At 73.4% G+C, this 17,195-nt stretch carries 18 protein-coding genes; 7 read left to right on the top strand and 11 right to left on the bottom strand.

All coding sequences use genetic code 11. The features are described from left to right. Nucleotides 1-11 precede the first annotated feature (11 nt). From HCN51_RS24010 to HCN51_RS24000, 3 genes are read left to right on the top strand one after another with little or no spacing between them, the layout of a single operon-like run. Nucleotides 12-1,499, top strand: coding sequence for a CoA-acylating methylmalonate-semialdehyde dehydrogenase (locus HCN51_RS24010; protein WP_168011716.1), 1,488 nt, complete (start codon nt 12-14; stop codon nt 1,497-1,499). Continuing rightward, nucleotides 1,496-2,713, top strand: coding sequence for a CoA transferase (locus HCN51_RS24005; RefSeq protein ID WP_168011715.1), 1,218 nt, complete (start codon nt 1,496-1,498; stop codon nt 2,711-2,713). Before HCN51_RS24010 ends, HCN51_RS24005 begins: the two co-directional genes overlap by 4 nt. Beyond that, complete coding sequence (locus HCN51_RS24000; protein ID WP_168011714.1) at nt 2,701-3,084, top strand: hypothetical protein; 384 nt, start codon at nt 2,701-2,703, stop codon at nt 3,082-3,084. Before HCN51_RS24005 ends, HCN51_RS24000 begins: the two co-directional genes overlap by 13 nt. A 98-nt stretch (nt 3,085-3,182) precedes the next feature. Here the strand turns inward: HCN51_RS24000 and HCN51_RS23995 are convergent, their stop codons facing one another. Both HCN51_RS23995 and HCN51_RS23990 read right to left on the bottom strand, forming a co-directional pair. Continuing rightward, nucleotides 3,183-4,046 (bottom strand): carbon-nitrogen hydrolase family protein, encoded by an 864-nt coding sequence (locus tag HCN51_RS23995; protein WP_168011713.1) that lies wholly within the window; start codon nt 4,044-4,046, stop codon nt 3,183-3,185. A gap of 35 nt (nt 4,047-4,081) precedes the next feature. Then, entirely contained in the window at nt 4,082-5,083 is a 1,002-nt protein-coding gene (locus HCN51_RS23990) for a saccharopine dehydrogenase NADP-binding domain-containing protein (RefSeq protein ID WP_168011712.1), read from the bottom strand. Nucleotides 5,084-5,122: 39 nt separating this feature from the next. Here HCN51_RS23990 and HCN51_RS23985 point away from each other — a divergent pair, with 39 nt between their 5' ends. Then, nucleotides 5,123-5,806 carry a TetR family transcriptional regulator gene (locus tag HCN51_RS23985; protein ID WP_168011711.1) on the top strand — a complete coding sequence of 228 codons (684 nt, stop codon included), beginning with the start codon at nt 5,123-5,125 and terminating at the stop codon, nt 5,804-5,806. A gap of 9 nt (nt 5,807-5,815) precedes the next feature. On the opposite strand, the gene HCN51_RS23980 is transcribed toward HCN51_RS23985, so the two are convergent. After that, nucleotides 5,816-6,244 (bottom strand): beta C-S lyase family protein, encoded by a 429-nt coding sequence (locus HCN51_RS23980; protein ID WP_168011710.1) that lies wholly within the window; start codon nt 6,242-6,244, stop codon nt 5,816-5,818. A gap of 121 nt (nt 6,245-6,365) precedes the next feature. Next, nucleotides 6,366-7,559 (bottom strand): MFS transporter, encoded by a 1,194-nt coding sequence (locus HCN51_RS23975; RefSeq protein ID WP_168011709.1) that lies wholly within the window; start codon nt 7,557-7,559, stop codon nt 6,366-6,368. Nucleotides 7,560-7,641: 82 nt separating this feature from the next. On the opposite strand from HCN51_RS23975, the gene HCN51_RS62355 reads away from it, so the two are divergent. Continuing rightward, a complete protein-coding gene (locus HCN51_RS62355; RefSeq protein WP_206067659.1) occupies nt 7,642-8,196 on the top strand; it encodes a CGNR zinc finger domain-containing protein in 555 nt (184 codons plus the stop codon). A gap of 6 nt (nt 8,197-8,202) precedes the next feature. Here HCN51_RS62355 and HCN51_RS23965 read toward each other — a convergent pair whose 3' ends face one another. From HCN51_RS23965 to HCN51_RS23955, 3 genes are all read right to left on the bottom strand, one after another. Beyond that, nucleotides 8,203-8,811 (bottom strand): DUF305 domain-containing protein, encoded by a 609-nt coding sequence (locus HCN51_RS23965; protein WP_168011707.1) that lies wholly within the window; start codon nt 8,809-8,811, stop codon nt 8,203-8,205. 83 nt (nt 8,812-8,894) lie between these two features. Further along, nucleotides 8,895-9,287, bottom strand: coding sequence for a DUF6153 family protein (locus HCN51_RS23960; protein WP_168011706.1), 393 nt, complete (start codon nt 9,285-9,287; stop codon nt 8,895-8,897). Nucleotides 9,288-9,577: 290 nt separating this feature from the next. Next, nucleotides 9,578-9,931: an ArsR/SmtB family transcription factor gene (locus HCN51_RS23955; protein ID WP_168011705.1), complete on the bottom strand. Its 354-nt coding sequence runs from the start codon at nt 9,929-9,931 to the stop codon at nt 9,578-9,580. Nucleotides 9,932-10,112: 181 nt separating this feature from the next. On the opposite strand from HCN51_RS23955, the gene HCN51_RS23950 reads away from it, so the two are divergent. Further along, a complete protein-coding gene (locus HCN51_RS23950; protein WP_168011991.1) occupies nt 10,113-12,140 on the top strand; it encodes an HAD-IC family P-type ATPase in 2,028 nt (675 codons plus the stop codon). Between the two features lie 198 nt (nt 12,141-12,338). On the opposite strand, the gene HCN51_RS23945 is transcribed toward HCN51_RS23950, so the two are convergent. Both HCN51_RS23945 and HCN51_RS23940 read right to left on the bottom strand, forming a co-directional pair. After that, on the bottom strand, nt 12,339-13,523 hold the full coding sequence (locus HCN51_RS23945; RefSeq protein ID WP_346433765.1) for an MFS transporter: 1,185 nt from the start codon (nt 13,521-13,523) through the stop codon (nt 12,339-12,341). Next, complete coding sequence (locus tag HCN51_RS23940) at nt 13,520-14,080, bottom strand: Chromate resistance protein ChrB (RefSeq protein ID WP_168011704.1); 561 nt, start codon at nt 14,078-14,080, stop codon at nt 13,520-13,522. Before HCN51_RS23940 ends, HCN51_RS23945 begins: the two co-directional genes overlap by 4 nt. 481 nt (nt 14,081-14,561) lie before the next feature. Between HCN51_RS23940 and HCN51_RS23935 the strand changes: the two genes are divergently transcribed. Further along, nucleotides 14,562-15,491, top strand: coding sequence for a C40 family peptidase (locus HCN51_RS23935; protein ID WP_240973186.1), 930 nt, complete (start codon nt 14,562-14,564; stop codon nt 15,489-15,491). Nucleotides 15,492-15,513: 22 nt separating this feature from the next. Here HCN51_RS23935 and HCN51_RS58170 read toward each other — a convergent pair whose 3' ends face one another. Together HCN51_RS58170 and HCN51_RS62350 are read right to left on the bottom strand one after the other, a co-directional pair. Further along, nucleotides 15,514-15,987, bottom strand: a complete 474-nt coding sequence (locus tag HCN51_RS58170) for a hypothetical protein (RefSeq protein WP_206067656.1) — start codon at nt 15,985-15,987, stop codon at nt 15,514-15,516. Nucleotides 15,988-16,057: 70 nt separating this feature from the next. Further along, nucleotides 16,058-17,119: a VanW family protein gene (locus tag HCN51_RS62350; protein WP_168011702.1), complete on the bottom strand. Its 1,062-nt coding sequence runs from the start codon at nt 17,117-17,119 to the stop codon at nt 16,058-16,060. Between the last annotated feature and the right edge of the window lie 76 nt (nt 17,120-17,195).

Below are 17,195 nucleotides of genomic sequence, written 5' to 3'. Positions count from 1 at the left end.
GAGAACGCACGATGACCATTGCCCACTGGATCAACGGCAAGCGCGTGGCCGGCACGAGCGGGCGCACCGCACCGGTCACCGATCCCTCGACCGGCGCCGTCACGGGCCAGGTGGCGATGGCCTCCACGCGCGACGCCGACACCGCCATCGCCGCGGCCGCCGCGGCCTTCCCCGCCTGGCGCGACACCTCACTCACCCGCCGCACACAGATCATCTTCGCTTTCCGCGAGCTGCTCAACGCCCGCAAGGGCGAGCTCGCCGAGATCATCACCGCCGAGCACGGCAAGGTGCTGTCCGACGCTCTCGGCGAGATCACCCGGGGGCAGGAGGTCGTCGAGTTCGCCTGCGGCATCCCGCACCTGATCAAGGGCGAGTTCACGGAGAACGCCTCCACCCGCGTGGACGTGTCCTCCATCCGCCAGCCGGTCGGCCCGGTCGCCGTCATCAGCCCGTTCAACTTCCCCGCCATGGTGCCGATGTGGTTCTTCCCCGTCGCGATCGCCGCCGGGAACACCGTGGTGCTCAAGCCCAGCGAGAAGGACCCGTCCGCCGCGCTGTGGATCGCCGAGCTGTGGGCCGAGGCCGGCCTGCCCGACGGCGTGTTCAACGTGCTGCAAGGCGACAAGGAAGCAGTGGACGCGCTGCTCGTCTCCCCCGCGATCAAGGCGGTCTCCTTCGTGGGATCCACGCCCATCGCCCGCTACGTCTACGAGAGCGCCACCGCCCACGGCAAGCGCGTCCAGGCACTCGGCGGGGCCAAGAACCACATGGTCGTGCTGCCCGATGCCGACCTCGACCTGGCCGCCGACGCCGCGGTCAACGCCGGCTACGGCTCGGCCGGTGAACGCTGCATGGCCGTCAGCGCGCTGGTCGCGGTCGGAAACATCGCCGACGAGCTGGTCGCCAAGATCGCCGAACGGACCGTCAAGCTCCGCACCGGCGACGGCATGACCGGCGTCGATATGGGCCCGCTCATCACCCGCGCCCACCGCGACAAGGTCGCCGGCTACATCGCCGAGGGCCAGAGCGCCGGCGCCCGGCTCGTCATCGACGGGCGGGAGGTGGAGGCGGAGGGCGAGTCCGGCGGATTCTGGCTCGGCCCCACCCTGTTCGACCACGTCAGCACCGACATGAGCATCTACACCGAGGAGATCTTCGGCCCGGTCCTGAGCGTGCTCCGCGTGGACACCTACGAGCAGGCGGTCGAGCTCATCAACGCCAACCCCTACGGCAACGGCACTGCCATCTTCACCAACGACGGCGGCGCGGCCCGGCGCTTCCAGAACGAGATCGAGGTCGGCATGGTCGGCATCAACGTGCCCGTCCCCGTGCCCATGGCCTACTTCTCCTTCGGTGGCTGGAAGAACTCGCTCTTCGGCGACCTGCACGCCCACGGCATGGAGGGCGTGCGCTTCTTCACCCGCGCGAAGGTCATCACCAGCCGCTGGCTCGACCCCAGCCACGGCGGCATCAACCTCGGCTTCCCGGAGAACACGTGAGCCACGGACCGCTCGCCGGGATCGTCGTGACGGACCTCACGCGAGCCCTGGCAGGACCGCACGCCACCATGATGCTCGGCGACCTCGGCGCCACCGTCATCAAGGTGGAGACCCCCGGCACCGGAGACGACACCCGGGGCTGGGGGCCGCCCTTCTGCGACGGCGAGTCCACGTACTTCCTGTCCGCCAACCGCAACAAACGCTCCATCGAGCTCGACCTGAAGTCCGACGACGGCAGGTACACCCTCGAGGCGCTGGTCCGCAGATCCGACGTGCTCGTGGAGAACTTCCGCACCGGCGTGCTCGAACGGCTGGGCTTCGGGACGGAGCGGCTGGCCGAGCTGAACCCGCGCCTCGTGGTGCTCAGCATCAGCGGGTTCGGCCACGACGGACCGGAAGGCGGCCGCCCCGGCTACGACCAGATCGCCCAGGGCGAGGCCGGGCTCATGTCCCTGACCGGCTCGGCGCCGGACGACCCCCAGCGCGTCGGGGTGCCGATCGCGGACCTGCTGGCCGGCATGTACGGCGCCTACGGCGTGCTCGCCGCCCTCATCGAACGGCAGCACACCGGAGCCGGCCAGGTCGTGCGCACCTCCTTGCTGGCGGCCGTCGTCGGAGTGCACGCCTTCCAGGGCACGAAGTGGACCGTGGCCGGCGAGGTCGGTCACGCCCAGGGCAACCACCATCCGTCCATCTGCCCGTACGGGCTGTTCCGCACGCGGGACGGCGCCGTGCAGATCGCCGTCGGCAGCGAGGGCCTGTGGCGGCGCTTCTGCGCCGCGTTCGGCCTCGATCCGGACCGGCCGGGCATGTCCACCAACCCCGAGCGGGTCGCGCACCGCAGCGCCGTCATCGAGCTGGTCGAGGAACGCTTCGCGGAGCACGACACCGCGACGCTGCTCGGCCTGCTCGCCGAAGCGGGTGTGCCCGCCGGAAAGGTACGCGACGTGCGCGAGGTCTACGAGTGGGACCAGACCCGCAGCCAAGGGCTCCTCCTTGAGGTCCGGCATCCCGCGCTGGGGCCGATCACGCTGCCGGGGCCGCCGCTGAGGTTCTTCGACCCCGGCGGGGCCGAGCAGACCTACACCGGACATCTCCCGCCACCCGTGCTCGGCGCCGACTCCGCGGCGGTCCGCGCCTGGCTCTCCGACGAGGCCCCGCTGGCGACGCCTCGGGCGCACCCGCCCTCACCGGCGTCCGGGTGCTCGACCTGACGTGGGTGCTCGCCGAGGAGTGGACGGCGCTGCGCACGGTGATCGGCCGCCCGGACCTCGGCGACGTCGAGCTCGACCGGCCCGGCATCGTCCACCAGGCATGCCCACCGGTCCTGGTACAGGTCGAGGCTCGAACAGCCGGTGAGGATGCCCTGCGGCAGCACCAGCACGTCGGCGTCGCGCAGGTAGGTCTCCGCCTGCAGTACCACGGACCTGGTGCTGTGCTGGAAGCGGACCGCGGGCTCGGTGCCTCGCGCCTGAGCAGCGCGGTCAGCGCCCGGCCGAAGCTGGGCAGCTGTGCGTCGGAGGCGGTGACGGTGCGTCGATCGGCTCGGTCCTGGTCCGCCGCAAGGGCGCCCGGTATGCGCTGATCGCCGGGCTCGTCGTCGCCACCGCCGGGTCCGCAGCGCTGCCGGCCGCCGGACGCGGGCGATGCGGGGTTGGCGCGGCGCGTTCCGGCCCTGCCCCCTCAGGTCAGCTGGTGCCGGTCGCGAGGGTGGGTGGTCGTGGCGGGCAGGTCGCGCAGCATCGGCTCGGCGTCGCGGACGGCGTGCAACGTCCGAGGGTCGAGGTCTGCCGTGATCAGCTGGGGCTGGTCCGGGCCCGCCTCGGCGAGCGGCCGTCCGTCCGGGCCCCAGATGGCGCTGGATCCGCAGGTGTTCCAGCCGCCGGTGGTGCCGATGTGGTTGGCCATGACGGCGTAGCAGGTGTTGTCCAGGGCCCGGGCCGGGAACCAGGTGCGGGATTCGTGGTAGCCGTTGCCGGCGCTGAACAGCGCGCCGACGACGTAGGCGTGGCAGCCGTCCAGCGCCGCCGCGCGCGCGTGCTCGGGGAAGCCCGAGTCGTAGCAGATGCCCAGGCCCAGGCGCCAGCCGTCGAGTTCGAGGGTGCAGCCGGCCGTGCCCGCGCGGTAGATCTTGCGTTCCGACTTGAACAGGTGCTGCTTGTCGTAGCGGGTGACGAGCTCCCCGCGCGTACCGATGACCAGCGCCGAGACGTACAGATCGCCCTGGTCGTGGAATGCGGCGCCGACGACGGCGGCGACACCGGTCTCCCGGCACGCGTCGGTGATGGGGCCGAGCCGCGGGTCGTCCGGCTGGACGGCGTGGCGCAGCGGGTCGCTCTGGATGAGATCGGGCTCGTAGCCGCTGAGGAACTTCTCCGGGAAGACCACCAGCCGGGCGCCGGCCGCGGCGGCCTCGCGGATCATGGCCGCCGCGGTGGCGGTGTTGGCCTCGATGTCGCCGGCTCGCGCCTGAGCCTGCGCAGCGGCTATGCGGATCGGACGGGCGGGAAGCGGATGGTGGCCCGGCCCGTCGGCGTGTTCTGGCATGATGTGCATGCTAGTTCCCAGCGGGCGAGTGACGTTCAGCGGCCGGTGTCGAGGACGAACGCGTCGGCGGCCAGCTCGGTCAGGAAGGCGATCGGGTCCACCAGCTGCTCGATGTGGCGCACGCCGGCCGGCAGCCCCGGCAGGCGGCGGACGATCAGCGCGGCCGCACGGCCGGTCGCGCGGCTCTGTGAGTGCCCGCTGAAGGACGCCTGAGCCGCCCCGGCGCCGACGGTCACGGCGAAGCCGTCGCCGCCGAGGTGAATCTTCGTCAGCGCCTTGAGCAGCAGCTCTCGTGTCCGGGGACGGCGCAGCAGCCCCGCGATCGCGGGCCGCCGGGCGGCGGCCAGCAGCGTGGTGAACAGGCGCGAGTCGAGGCACAGGCCCGTGCGGGCGGCCGGCACGGCGATCGTGCGGGGCAGCGTGTACTGGTCGGAGAACGGGAAGCGATGCACGGTACGGGTTCCGTACGGCTCGGGGAAGGCCATCGTCCACGATCCTTCGAGCACGCCGAGCCCGTCGAGCGTCCAGGCGATCGCCGCGGAGCCGTGCTGCTCCCCCGAGCCGAGCAGCACGCCGATGCGCAGGTCGCTGCCCGGAGACCGCTCGGCGACCACCCGGGCCAGCAGGTTGGTGACGCCGGGGACGAGGCCGACGCTCAGGGCGGCGGTCGTGCCGTGTGCCGTGGCGAGGTCGTCCAGCTCCTCGATCGAGGTCAGCACGTCGAGGGAGGCCGACACGTCGACGTAGCCGATGCCGCGCTTCAGGCAGGCGCGGGCGACGGAGGCGTTGCCGGTCTCGGCGCACATGAGCACCGTCGTGACGCCTTCCAGCGCTCTGGCCAGGTCGGCGGGGTCGGCGGCGTCCACGCGTACCGGTGTCACGCCGGGAAGGGGCCGGGCCCGGCCGGGATGGCGGCCGGCGACGATCACCTGCGGACCGGGACGTCCTGACAGGGCCAGCGCGGCCTCGCGGCCGACCGCGCCGTAACCGCCGAGGATCAGGACGACGCCACCGCTTCCCGCACTTTTCGTAGTCACACTACAAGAATGTTTTCGTAGTGCCGCTATAGTCAAGTCGTGAGCGCGCGACGACACGGCAGCGGCCGTACCCCCGGGAAGGAGGACGGGAGGGCGGCGCGGGCCAGGTCGACCCGCGCCCGCATCATCGCGGCGGCCACCGAGCTGTTCACCACGAGCGGCTACGCGAGCACGAGCGTCAACGCCATCGCGGCCGAGGCGCGCGTCGGCGAGCAGACCGTCTACTACGCCTTCGGCACCAAGCGGGCCATCCTCGCCGCGGCCCTCGATCGGGCCGTCGCGGGCGACGACGAGCCGGTGCCCACCCTCGAACGCCCCTGGGCGCGGGAGGCGATCGCCGACCCCGACCCGCTCGGGCAGCTCCGCCGCCAGGTGGCCGGCGCGGGCGAGATCTACGCGCGGGCCGCTCCCCTCCTCGACGTCGTGCGCAGCGCCGCCAGCACCGACCCCGACCTCGCCGAGGTCTGGGCTGCGAACGTCCGGCAACGCCTCACCGTGCAGCGCGCCTTCGCCGAGGCGCTGGCCCGCAAGACGCCCCTGCGCGACGGGCTCACCAGCGAGCCGGCGGCCGACGTCGCGCTGACGATCCTGTCCCCCGAGACGTACAACCTGCTGGTGCACAGCCGCGGCTGGAGCCGGGCGCGCTGGCGCGGCTGGGCGTTCGACGCCCTCGTCGGCCTGCTCACCACCCTGCCCCGCCCCGACCGGACGTTCGACGGCTGACCTGCCGGCCTAGCCGTCCCGCCTCCGGCCCGCGGCGGTCATGCGGTGGACGGCCTCGGCGAGCCGGTCCGGGGCGGTGGCGAGGTTGAGACGCACGAACCCGTGCCCGGGCGGCCCGAACCGCGTACCGGAGGACAGCCCGACCCTGCCGTGACGCAGGAACACCTCGGCGGGGTCGTCGTCCCAGCCGAGCGGGCGGCAGTCGAGCCAGGCCACGTATCCCGCCTGGGGCGGGTGGTAACCGATGGCGGGCAGGTGCTCGGCGAGCAGGTCGGCCAGGAGGCGGCGCTTGCCGTCGAGGCCGGTGAGCAGCCGCTCAAGCCAGGGGCCGCCGTCGGTGAAGGCGGCCTCGGAGGCGAGCACCCCGAAGAGGCCGGCCCCCTCGCTGACCTCCTCGTGGATCCGCGCCACGTCGGTACGGGCGGCGGGCCCGGGCACGGCGAGGGCGGCTTTGAGCCCGGCGATGTTCCACGCCTTGGACGTCGTGTCGATCAGACCTGCGCGTCCGTACGCCTTCCATCACCCCGGGACAAGGCGCTTCCCCGGGCAGGGATCGCGCTCACTCGGGCACGGCGGCCGGCGCCGCGCTGGGCGAGGCGAGCCTGCTGGTGACGGCCGCCAGGATCGCGCCCGCACCGGCCGCCGCCGCGGCCACGGCGAGGGCGGTGGCGCCGGTGTCGTGGGGGCCGGTGAGGTGGCCGGCGACGGCGGTGCCGAGGCCGTAGCCGGCCCACATGAACGTGTTGAGCCAGGCGAAGACCTCCGTACGGTAGCGGGCGGGGGCGTGGTCGGCGAGCAGGGCGGGCACGGCGGCGTCGCGCGGGCCGGTGACCAGGCCGGCGAGAGTGACGAGGACGGCGAGCGGCACGAAGCCGGGCGCCCAGGCAGCGCCGAGCAGGACGGCGGCTTCGGCGAGGGAGAGCAGGACGAGCAGGCGCCCGCCGCTGAGGGGCCAGGCCCGGGCGCCGTAGCCGAGGGTGCCCAGGAGGGCGCCGGCCGACAGCAGGCCCATCAGCAGGCCGGCGGAGGCGGCCGAGCCGGAGGCGGTGGCCGAGGCGACCGTGGCGATGCGCAGGCAGCCGAAGGTGAACGTGCCGAAAGCGGCGATGGCCAGCAGCAGGAGGGTGTGCCGGTGGGTGAGCGGCCCGGCCAGGCGCAGCCTTCCGGGCGGGGCCGGCTCGGCCTGCCGCACCGCCGGGCAGGCCAGCAACAGGGCGGTGCCGGCCAGGACGGCGGCGCCCGCCACAGTCACCGCGCCCTGGGCGGGGACGACCCAGACCAGGACCGGCACGAGCAGCGGCCCGGCGATGAACATCAGCTCGTTGACGGCGTTGTCCACGGCATAGGCGGCCGGCAGGGAGGCGGCGGGGACGAGGCGCGGCCAGGCGCTTCTGACGACGGACCCGGCGGGCGGCGTGGTGGCGCCGAGAAGCACGGCGGCGCCGATCATCAGAGCGGGCGGGGCGAGCAGGAGCAGGGCGTAGGCGAGGGTGTGGGCGGCCAGGTAGCCGGTCAGGGCGGGGCGCGGGCCGTACCGGTCGGCGAGGCGGCCGCCGAGCGGCGCGCACAAGGCCAGTGCCAGCGCGTGGCCGGTGAGCACGAGCCCGGCGGTGGCGTAGGAGCCGAGCCGGTCGACGGCGGCCAGGAGCAGGGCGAGGCTGAGCACGGGGGTGCCGAGCTTGACGAGAAGGGCGGCGGCGAGCAGGCGGGGGACGCCCGCGTGGGTGAGCAGGCGGCGATAGGGCGCGAACATGGCGGCTCCGTTACTATCTAACTGGATTACGCCTATGACACGCTGAAGGAGTGTTACTAGTCAAGTGGAAATAGCCTGTAACGTGACCCGGCAGGCCCCGCTGATCGCCGAACTGGTCAATCTCGCCACGGCACACCAGCGGGGCGGCGCCTCGGTGCGACCCCTGACCGGCGAGGACCTGGCGGCCGCGTTCGCCGCCCAGCTCGGCGAGCGCACCGGCGCCGCCCTGCGCGCCGTCCCGGACGCGGGCCGCCGCCTGGGCGAGCTGGCCGCCGAGCTGCGGCAGGCGCTGCTGGCCGAGCATCCCGCCGACCAGGCCGGGCGCATCAACGCCATGATCCGCAAGTACGGGGCGCAGCCCTACCTGGTCGAGGATGTGGGCCAGCCGTTCCACCTGCACTTCCACGGCTCGGGCGGCACCGAGGTGGAGGCGCTGGGCGGCGAGTTCGCCACCGCGCTGGCCCTCATCGTGGACGGCTACGGCCCCGGCCGGTTCGGGCGGTGCGAGGCGCACCAGTGCGAGGCCGTCTACATCGACCTGACCCGCAACGGCTCGCGCCGCTACTGCGGCGCGGCCTGCACCGCCCGCGCCAAGACCGCCGCCTACCGCAGCCGCCGTGGTGGAGGGACGACCTGATCGGCCTCAGAGCCGGTCGAGGATCTTCCGCAGCTGCTCCACCTCGGCCCGCTGCGCCGTTTCGATGGTCTTGGCCAGCTCCTTCGCCTCGGGGTTCGAGCCGCTCGACTGCTCGGTGCGGGCCATCGCGATGGCGCCGTCGTGGTGGGCGATCATCTGCTGCGCGAACAGCTTGTCGAACTCCGCCCCCTTGGCCGCCTTGAGCCTGGTCATGTCGTCCTCGGACATGACGCCGGGCATGTCATGGCCCATGCCGCCCTCGGGTGCGGCCTTGCCCCACGCGGCCAGCCAGCCCCTCATGGTCCGGATCTCCGGGTCCTGGGCGGCCTTGATCTTCGCCGCCAGCTCCTTGATCTCCGGGTCGGCGGCGCGCCCAGGCGCCAGCTCGGCCATCTCGACCGCCTGCTCGTGGTGCGGGATCATCATCTGCGCGAACATGACGTCCGCGTCGTTGAACGCGGCCGACGGCTGGGCGCTCGCGGTCGTGGCGGCGGGCGCGCTGCTGCCGCCCATCCCTTCGTGCTGCGTCATGGGGTCGCCGTTGCCGCCACAGGCGGCCACCAGCGCGAGCGCTCCCGCGGCGATGGTGACGGACGTTGTGCGGTTGATGCGCATTGCTTCTTCGTTCTCTCGATCGTGGTGAAGGTCCGGACCTGTCCGCGGGCAGGCGGGAAGCCTGCTCCGCACGGGCCGCCGGCCTATATGCGCAGCACCGAGAGAATCGCCAGGCGCCGGGACGTGAGCTTCGGCGGAGGTCTGGCGACCTGGCGGGCGGACGCGCACGTCTCGCCGTTGCCGTCGCCCCGCCGCCCCACCCGGGCCCAGGTGGCGATCAGCAGCAGGACCATGAACGTCATGAGCACGGCCAGGCAGACGTCCGTGGGGTCGAACCCGGGCATCGTGCCGTCGGGGACCAGCGCCCCCATGCCCGCCGGAACCGCGGACACGACGGCCGGTGCGGCCCGCATGCCGTGGGAGGAGCCGCCGTGCCGGCCGTCGAGGTGACCGAGCGTGTGCATGCCGCAGACGCCCAGGGCGAGGGCCACGAGCAGGACGGCCCGCAGCGCGCGCACCGCACGACGCCGCCCCATAGATCCCACCACCCCTCGCAGACTCCCGGCACTTCCCAGTGTACTAACGCTGATCGTAGAGCTTGCCGGAAGCGGGCGATCGGCCAGGCTCCCTGGCATGACGAGCAGGTTCTACGACCCCGGTCATGACCTCGCGATCGAGCCTGCGATGGGAAGGGTGCCGGCGTTCACGCCGGCTGCAGGCGGCGAGACGCCAGCTACTACGATTGACGATAGCAGTAAGCGGTCGCCTGCCGGGAAGCCGCCTGGCAGGGCGGCCGCGTTCACCGCCGTGGACCGTCAGCGGTGCGTCATGCGGGCCCGGTGGCGGTGAGGGAGCCTTCGCCGCGGTCGATGTGGTCGGCGTGGAACAGGCCCTGGGTCAGCAGCCGGCGCACATGCTCGTCGGCGGCGCTGTAGTAGACGAAGGTGCCCTCACGGCGGCCCTTGACCAGGCCGGCCAGGCGGAGCTTGGCCAGGTGCTGGCTGACCGCGGTGGGCGCGGCGTCGGCGAGCTCGGCCAGGCAGGCGACGTTGGACTCGCCCTGCAGCAACGCCCACAGGATCTTGATCCGGGTGGGATCGGACAGGAGCCGGAAGGACTCGGCGGCCAGGTGCACCTGTTCCTCGTTCGGCATGTCGAAGTCGGGCAGCGACGTGTGCATGGTCGCCAGCATACCCCGCAATCCTGCTGCTTGCGTATCTGCGTGACTGCGCATATATGCTGCCAAGGTGACTGCTGACGTGAGAACCTTCCCCGGCCCGCAGGCCGGCGACGCCGTCCCGGCGCCGCCCCGTCCCGGTGACGCCGTCCCGGCGCCGGCCGGGTCAGCCTGGCGGGCCGGGATGTGGTCGCTGCCCGAGGTGCGCTGGGCCACGGCCGCCACCCTGCTGTTCGCCGCCGGCGGGAGCTGCCAGCTGGCCGGCGCGCCGCCGTGGCTGTGGTGGGGCCTGTACCTGGTCTGCTACGCCGCCGGCGGCTGGGAGCCGGGCCTGTCGGGGCTCAAGGCGCTACGCGACAGGACCCTGGACGTCGACCTGCTCATGGTGGTCGCCGCGATCGGCGCGGCCGCCATCGGGCAGGTCTTCGACGGCGCGCTGCTGATCGTCATCTTCGCCACCTCCGGGGCGCTGGAGGCGCTGGCCACCAAGCGCACCCAGGACGCCGTACGCGGCCTGCTCGACCTGACCCCCGACCAGGCCACCCGCCTGTCCGAGACAGGCGGCGAGGAGCGGGTCGCCGCCGTCGACCTGGCGGTCGGCGAGGTGATCCTGGTACGGCCCGGCGAGCGGATCGGCGCCGACGGCCACGTCATCGACGGAGCCGGCGCGGTCGATCAGGCCGGCATCACCGGCGAGAGCGTGCCGGTCGACAAGGGCGCGGGCGACGAGGTGTTCGCCGGCACGGTCAACGGCACCGGCGTGCTGCGCGTGCGGGTATCGCGCCCGGCGGCCGAAACCGTGATCGCCCGGATCGTGGCCATGGTGGAGCAGGCCGGCGCCACCAAAGCGCGGACCCAGCTGTTCATCGAGAAGATCGAGCAGCGCTACTCGGTCGTCATGGTGGCGGCCACGGTCGCGCTGTTCGCCGTTCCGCTGGCCTGGGGCGTGCCGCTGCAGGACGCCCTGCTGCGGGCGATGACGTTCATGATCGTCGCCTCGCCGTGCGCGGTGGTGCTGGCCACCATGCCGCCGCTGCTGGCCGCCATCGCCAACGCGGGCCGGCACGGGGTGCTGGTCAAGTCCGCCGTGGTGATGGAGCAGCTCGGCACCGTCACCCGGGTCGCCTTCGACAAGACCGGCACCCTGACCGAGGGCCGCCCGCACCTGACCGGCGTACACGTCCTGCCGGGGGCCAAGCTGCCTGGGACCGAGCCAACCGGGCCCAAGCCAACCGGGCCCGAGCCGGCCAAGTCCGAGCCGGCCAAGTCCGAGCCGACCAGCGCCAAGCCGACCAGGGCCGAGCTGCCCGAGCGGCGCCTGCTCGCGCTGGCTGCCGCCGCCGAGCGGGGCTCCGAGCACCCTCTCGGCCGCGCGATCGTCGAGGCCGCCCGCGCCGAGGGCCTGACGCCTTCCCAGGCTCAGGAGTTCGGCTCCGAGCCGGGGCGCGGCGTGCGGGCCCGCGTCGACGGCCTCCTGGTGGAGGTGGCCAGCCCAGCCCACCTGCTGGGCAACGACGGGGACGGGGACGGCGGCGGCAGCGACGGTTCGGCCGCGCGGCTCGTCGCCCGCCTTCAGGAGGACGGGCACACCGTGGTCGTGGTCCGCGTGGACGGCGAGGTGGCCGGCGTCCTGGCCCTGGCCGACCGGATGCGGCACGGCGCCGCCGGGACGGTCGCCCACCTGACGGCACTGACCGGGGCCGCGCCGGTGCTGCTGACCGGTGACAACCCGCGCGCCGCCCGCCGCCTCGCCGCCCAGGCGGGCATCACCGACGTACGCGCCGGCCTGCTGCCGGCCGACAAGGTGACGGCCGTTCAGCGGTTGCAGGCGCAAGGCACCCGGGTGGCCGTGATCGGCGACGGCGTCAATGACGCGCCCGCGCTGGCCGCCGCGCACGCCGGCATCGCCATGGGCCGCGCCGGATCGGACCTGGCGCTGGACACCGCCGACGCGGTCATCACCCGCGACGAGCTGGCCACCGTGCCCGCCGTGATCGCCCTGGCCCGGCGCGCCCGCCGCCTGGTCGTGGCCAACCTCGTCATCGCCTTCACCTTCATCGCCGTGCTGGTCGCCTGGGACCTGCTCGGCGACCTGCCGCTGCCGCTGGGCGTGGCCGGGCACGAGGGCTCCACCGTCATCGTCGGCCTCAACGGGCTACGCCTCCTCCGCGACGCCGCCTGGCGACGCGCGGCCAGTCCCGCCAAACCCTGATGGCCACTCGCCCCGTGGCGGGCCTGGTAGCGATCGGCCCACCGCTCGCGGCACCCGGCGGCCGAAGGAGGCCGGCCGGGAACGACCGCCCCTCGCACACGCACGACGACCAGCCGGAGACCATCGGCGGCGCCCCAGCGCAGGCGCTCATCCCGTGCACGCTGCCGTGCGCGGGCGGCCTGATCGGCGGCGCGGGCGTCATCGCGGTGGGGCGGTGGCACGGGCCGTGCGGAATCGGGCCAGGGCGAGCAGCAGCGGGCCCGCGGCCAGCAGCGCGGCCAAGGCGGCGTAGCCGTGGGTGAGCGTGGCGGTCGCGGCGATGGCGCCGACCAGCAGGGGGCCGCCGGCGTCGCCCAGCTCGCGGCCGAGTTCGGCCGAGCCCATCGTCTGGCCGAGCCGTTCCGGGGGCGTCACGGCGGCCAGCGCGGCGAACCCGAGCGGCGTGATCAGGCCGGTTCCGGCGCCGATGAACGTGGCGGCGAGCAGCACCCCCGGCAAGCCGGGCAGCATCGCGGCCGCCAGCCCGGCGGCGGCCAGCGCGAGCCCGGCGGCCAGCCCGGCACGGGTCGTCAGCCTTCCGGCGTCCAGCGCCTTGCCCGCCCAGGGCTGCACCACGGCCGCGCACAGTGCCAGCACGGAGACCGCCGCGCCCGTGGCGATGGTGCCCAGCCCGGCGGCGGCCCCGGACACCGGCAGGAACCCGACCCCCACCGACAGGGCGGCGGTGGCCGCGGCCAGCGCGCCGGTCGGGCCGAGGAAGGCGGGGTCGGACAGCCGGCGGGCCAGGTCGCGTACGGTCTGCCGGGCTCGTGGCAGCGGCGGGACTCCTGGCACCACGGCCAGCGCCCAGCCGGCCACGGCCGCGCCGAGCACCGCCATCACCGCGAACAGCAGCCGCAGCCCGCCGGCCCACACCAGCACGCCGCCCAGCAGCGGGCCGAGGGTGTAGCCGATCGACTTGTAGAAGCCGTAGCTGCCGAACGCCCGCCCGTGCCGGGCCGCCGGGTTGAGCCGGGCCACCAGCGAGGAGGCGGACGGGGAGAACGCCGAGGCCGCCGCGCCCTGGCCGAGCCGGGCCGCCCACAGCCAGCCCGGCTCGCCGGCCAGCGCGTACGCGGCCGAGGCGAGCGCGAAGGCGGCCAGCCCGCCGACCATCACCGGCCGGGCGCCGATCCGGTCGGCCAGCGTGCCGAACAGCGGCTTGAGCAGCACCTCGGCACCGTCGTACAGGGCCAGCAGCAGGCCGAGCGCCAGCAGCGAGCCGATCGCGTCGCCGGAGAAGCCGCCCAGGTTGGCGGCGATGCCGTGGGCGCCGAAGGCGGTGGTGAACCCGGCCGCGTACAGCGGCCACATGACCCGCCTGGGTACGGCCGGCGTGCTCACCGGTCCTCCCCCGGGGCCTGGTGGAGGGCGGCGAAGACCCGTTCCGCGTAGTCCTCGCAGGCGGCCGCGCACTGCTTGAGCCGTTCGCCGGCCTCCGCCGACTGCGGCGAGCCGAACACGTCGCGCGCCATCAGCTCCCGGTGCCAGCGGCGCAGCCGCTCCAGCGACTGCTCCTCCTCTTCCAGCTCGGCCAGGGTGAACTTGGCGTTGCGGATCTCCTTGGCCAGCTCCGCCTCGTACTTGCCGCAGTCGTCCAGGAACTCCGCCCAGTCGTCGGCCCGGGCGGCGGCGAACAGCTCCCTCAGCCGTGCGGCGTCGGCGTCGGTGCGGCCGCCGGCCACCAGCGTCACCACCTCGCCGCCGGCCTCACCGGCCAGCCGGGTCGCGCGCGCCAGGCCGTCGGCGAACACCGGCACGTCCGGCACCGCCCACGTGCCCTGGCCCAGGGACAGCGCGCCGACCCGGCGCAGCTCGCGCCACACCGCCACACGGTGCCGGGAAGGAGCGGCCGGGAGCCGCACCAGCAGCACCACCCAGCCACGAGTGTCAGCAGTCACGTGAGGAAATGTAGCACTTGTTACATCCCGGCCTCGATCTGGGCCACCCGCCTGGCAGGCCAGGAACGCACCAGCCTGGCGATGGCGCGGTTGGTGACCACGCGTCGGCCGCCCGGTGAGACTAGAGGAACTCGACAGCCCGTCGGCGGGACTGGCGAGCCTGGCGCTCGTCGCCGTCACCGGCCCGGTCCCCCTCCGGCTGGCCGATCGGTGGCGGGATGGCCGTCGGCTTCGCGCCGGCCGGCCTCGCGGCGCTGATCGTCCTGGCGGTGCCGCGGAGTGCCCGGAGGCCGCAGGCTCTGGATCGGATCAGCTACGGCCGATAGTAGTGGGCCTGCCCGCCGGAATTACCCGGATCAAGGCGGTTGCCGCCATGATTTCTGTACTATTTCCGCCCAGGCGCAGAGATTTACGAGGAGGCATCGTAGTGGCCGTGTGGACGACGAGGCTCGGGCGAACAGCGGGAACCGCGGCGTTAGCCTTGATCGCACTGGCCGCGACCCCGGGCGGTGCCCGCGCCGAGCCGTCGCCGGCCAAGGTCCGGGCCAGGCTCGTGAAGCTCAACGAGCAGGCCGATCAGCTCGTCGAGCGGTACAACCAGGCGAACGAGGCGTACAAGTCGGCCAGGAAGAAGCACGACGCGCTCAACGCCGAGCTCGGCCGCAAGGACGCCCGGGTCGCCGACCTGCGCGAGGAGCTGGCCACGATGGCGAGCACCAGCTACCGGACGGGGCCGTTCGGCGGCTGGCCGGCGTTCGCGCTGCGGGGCGACCCGGAGACCGCCCTGAGCAGCATGGCCTCCCTTGAGCAGCTGGCGCGGGACCGGGCGGCCAAGATCCTCGCCTATGAGACGGCGACGAAGGACCTGCGCGACCGGCGCGCGGAGGCGCAGCGGGTCGTGGCGGCGGCCGACGACGCGCGCGACAAGGTCCGCGACGAGAAGGCGAAGGTGGACAAGCTGGTCAAGGAGCAGACCAAGCTGCTGCGCCGGCTGGGCACCTTCCGGACGGGTGACCCCAGCAGCCCCGGCATCCAGTACACGGGCCCGGCCTCCGGGAACGCCCGCCGGGCGCTCCAGTTCGCCTTCGCCCAGGTGGGCAAGCCCTACCGGTACGGCGGCACCGGCCCCGGCTCCTACGACTGCTCCGGTCTGACGCAGGCCGCCTGGCGTAGCGGCGGCGTCGAGCTGCCGCGCACGACCTGGACCCAGTGGTCCTGGGGCGCCGGCCGCCGCGTCCCCTTGGACGCGCTGCAGCCCGGCGACCTGCTCTTCAGCAAGGGGCTGGGGCACATGGGCATGTACGCGGGCAACGGCAAGATGGTGCACGCTCCGCAGACGGGGGACGTCATCAAGGTGGTCGACCTCGACGACTACTGGCGTACCCGCCTGCTCGGCGCCGTCCGCCCGTGATCCGCGTGGCGGCGACGCCCAACTACGTAGCGTAGGAGAGCAGGGCGCCGCTGCCCGCGCCCAGGAGGAGGGAGACGGCGGCGGCCAGGTACGCGATGCGCGCCGCCGTCCGAGTGACGGTGGCCGGGCCGGCGCCCTGGAAGGCGGGGGGATCCAGCGGAGGTAGGAGAAGACGCTGGCCACGGTGTTGACGACGGCGACCACGGCCGGCCAGGCGTAGCCGCCGTCCCAGGCGGCGGCGAGGACGACCGCGAAGGCGCCGAGGTTCGTGATCGCGTAGGCGCGCGACGTAGAAGAGCAGGGCCGGCTTCAGGGTCACCGCGTACCAGCGGACGACGAAACGCGAGAGGGCGTGCTCCTGGGGGTGGTTGCCGGACAGGAACGGGCGGGCGTCGAGGACCTCGTGGGGGCTGAGCAGCAGCGAGACCAGGTAGATCGCGAGCACGCCGGCGGCGAGCAGGGCGATCAGGCCGAGAACGGCCGTCCAAGGCGACATGGGCCTTCTCCCGGGGCGAGTCTACTAAGATCGATAGTTTCCCTGCCGGGTGACGGCAATCATCCGGTTGTCAAGATCCTTTGCAGGTGAGGCGCGGCTCCGGGTCGTACACGGTGTGGAAGCGCTGCTTGCGGACGACCTTCCCGTCCTTCTTGAAGATCCGCCACACGTCGATGGCGAACCCCTCGACGCCGCCCATGGGGATGCAGTCGGGGCCGGACTCGGTGAGCTCGGTGACGGGCTTGATGGCGTAACGCCCGGAGCTCTTCGACTCGATCTCGTACCGCTTGGTGCTCCAGAAGTCCACGGTGACGGAGGTGCTGGTGTAGGACGTCTTGATGAGCACGCCGTAGCGGGAGTCGTTGCGCCAGCGGAAGTCCGGCTGCGGGTAGGAGACCGTCGATTCGCGGCCGGCCGGGTAGCGGGAGATGTAGTACTGGTGGGCGCGGTGCTGCACGTCCTCGAAGCCGCCGAAGAAGACGGCGTTGAACATGGTGGTGGCGAACTGCGAGACCCCGCCGCCGACGTCGTTGACGAACCGGTTGTTGAGGATCATCGGCGCCTCGACGAAGCCGCGCGCCTTGTCCCGCTTGCCGACCACGCCGTTGAGGGAGAACGTCTCGCCGGGCCTGACGACGTGGCCGTCGACGATGTCGGCGATGCGGTGGATGTTCGTCACGCGGGGGGCGCAGCAGGGGTGCCGGGTGGTGAACGAGCTGACCTTCTCCTTGACGCCCAGCTTCCTCGCCTGGGCCGTGGTGACGCGCGGCTGCCGCGCCACCGCGGGCAGCTCGACGCGGCGGACGCCGCCCGCCACGGCCTGGGCGATCGCCGGGCCGAGCGCCTTGACGTCGATGCCACGCCCGGGACGGGACGGGACGACCTGCGGCCTCCCCTTGACGATCATGAAGGAGGCGTCCTTCGGCGCGGCGATCAGCAGGGCCTTGGCGAGCCCCGGGGCGACCTCGGCGGCGTCGAAGGACGGGCGCAGGCCGCCCTTGCCGTCACTGACGAAGCGCAGGCCGGCCGCCAGTTGCTCCCTGGACACGGTGGCTTCCTTGCCGCCGGTGGCGACCTTGAGCGGGGCGGCGACCGCCGTGCGGGCCGTGGTGACGGCGGCCGGGATGAGCACGCGCCGCGAGCGGGCCGGCCTCCTGGTGTCACCGGACGGAGCACGACGATGCCGCGTGTTTCCGGCTATCTTGGTG

The organism is Nonomuraea composti, assembly GCF_012034275.1.
In the GTDB taxonomy this organism is placed as follows: domain Bacteria; phylum Actinomycetota; class Actinomycetes; order Streptosporangiales; family Streptosporangiaceae; genus Nonomuraea; species Nonomuraea composti.
This window is presented reverse-complemented; position numbering and strand designations above follow the sequence as displayed.

What these genes read in the sequence shown, in the direction of transcription:
- HCN51_RS24010 (WP_168011716.1), top strand. Translation starts at nt 12, where the DNA reads ATGACCATTGCCCACTGGATCAACGGCAAGCGCGTGGCCGGCACGAGC.
- HCN51_RS23995 (WP_168011713.1), bottom strand. Translation starts at nt 4,046, where the DNA reads ATGCCAGAACACGCCGACGGGCCGGGCCACCATCCGCTTCCCGCCCGT.
- HCN51_RS23975 (WP_168011709.1), bottom strand. Translation starts at nt 7,559, where the DNA reads ATGTTCGCGCCCTATCGCCGCCTGCTCACCCACGCGGGCGTCCCCCGC.
- HCN51_RS23965 (WP_168011707.1), bottom strand. Translation starts at nt 8,811, where the DNA reads ATGCGCATCAACCGCACAACGTCCGTCACCATCGCCGCGGGAGCGCTC.
- HCN51_RS23960 (WP_168011706.1), bottom strand. Translation starts at nt 9,287, where the DNA reads ATGGGGCGGCGTCGTGCGGTGCGCGCGCTGCGGGCCGTCCTGCTCGTG.
- HCN51_RS23955 (WP_168011705.1), bottom strand. Translation starts at nt 9,931, where the DNA reads ATGCACACGTCGCTGCCCGACTTCGACATGCCGAACGAGGAACAGGTG.
- HCN51_RS23950 (WP_168011991.1), top strand. Translation starts at nt 10,113, where the DNA reads ATGTGGTCGCTGCCCGAGGTGCGCTGGGCCACGGCCGCCACCCTGCTG.
- HCN51_RS58170 (WP_206067656.1), bottom strand. Translation starts at nt 15,987, where the DNA reads ATGTCGCCTTGGACGGCCGTTCTCGGCCTGATCGCCCTGCTCGCCGCC.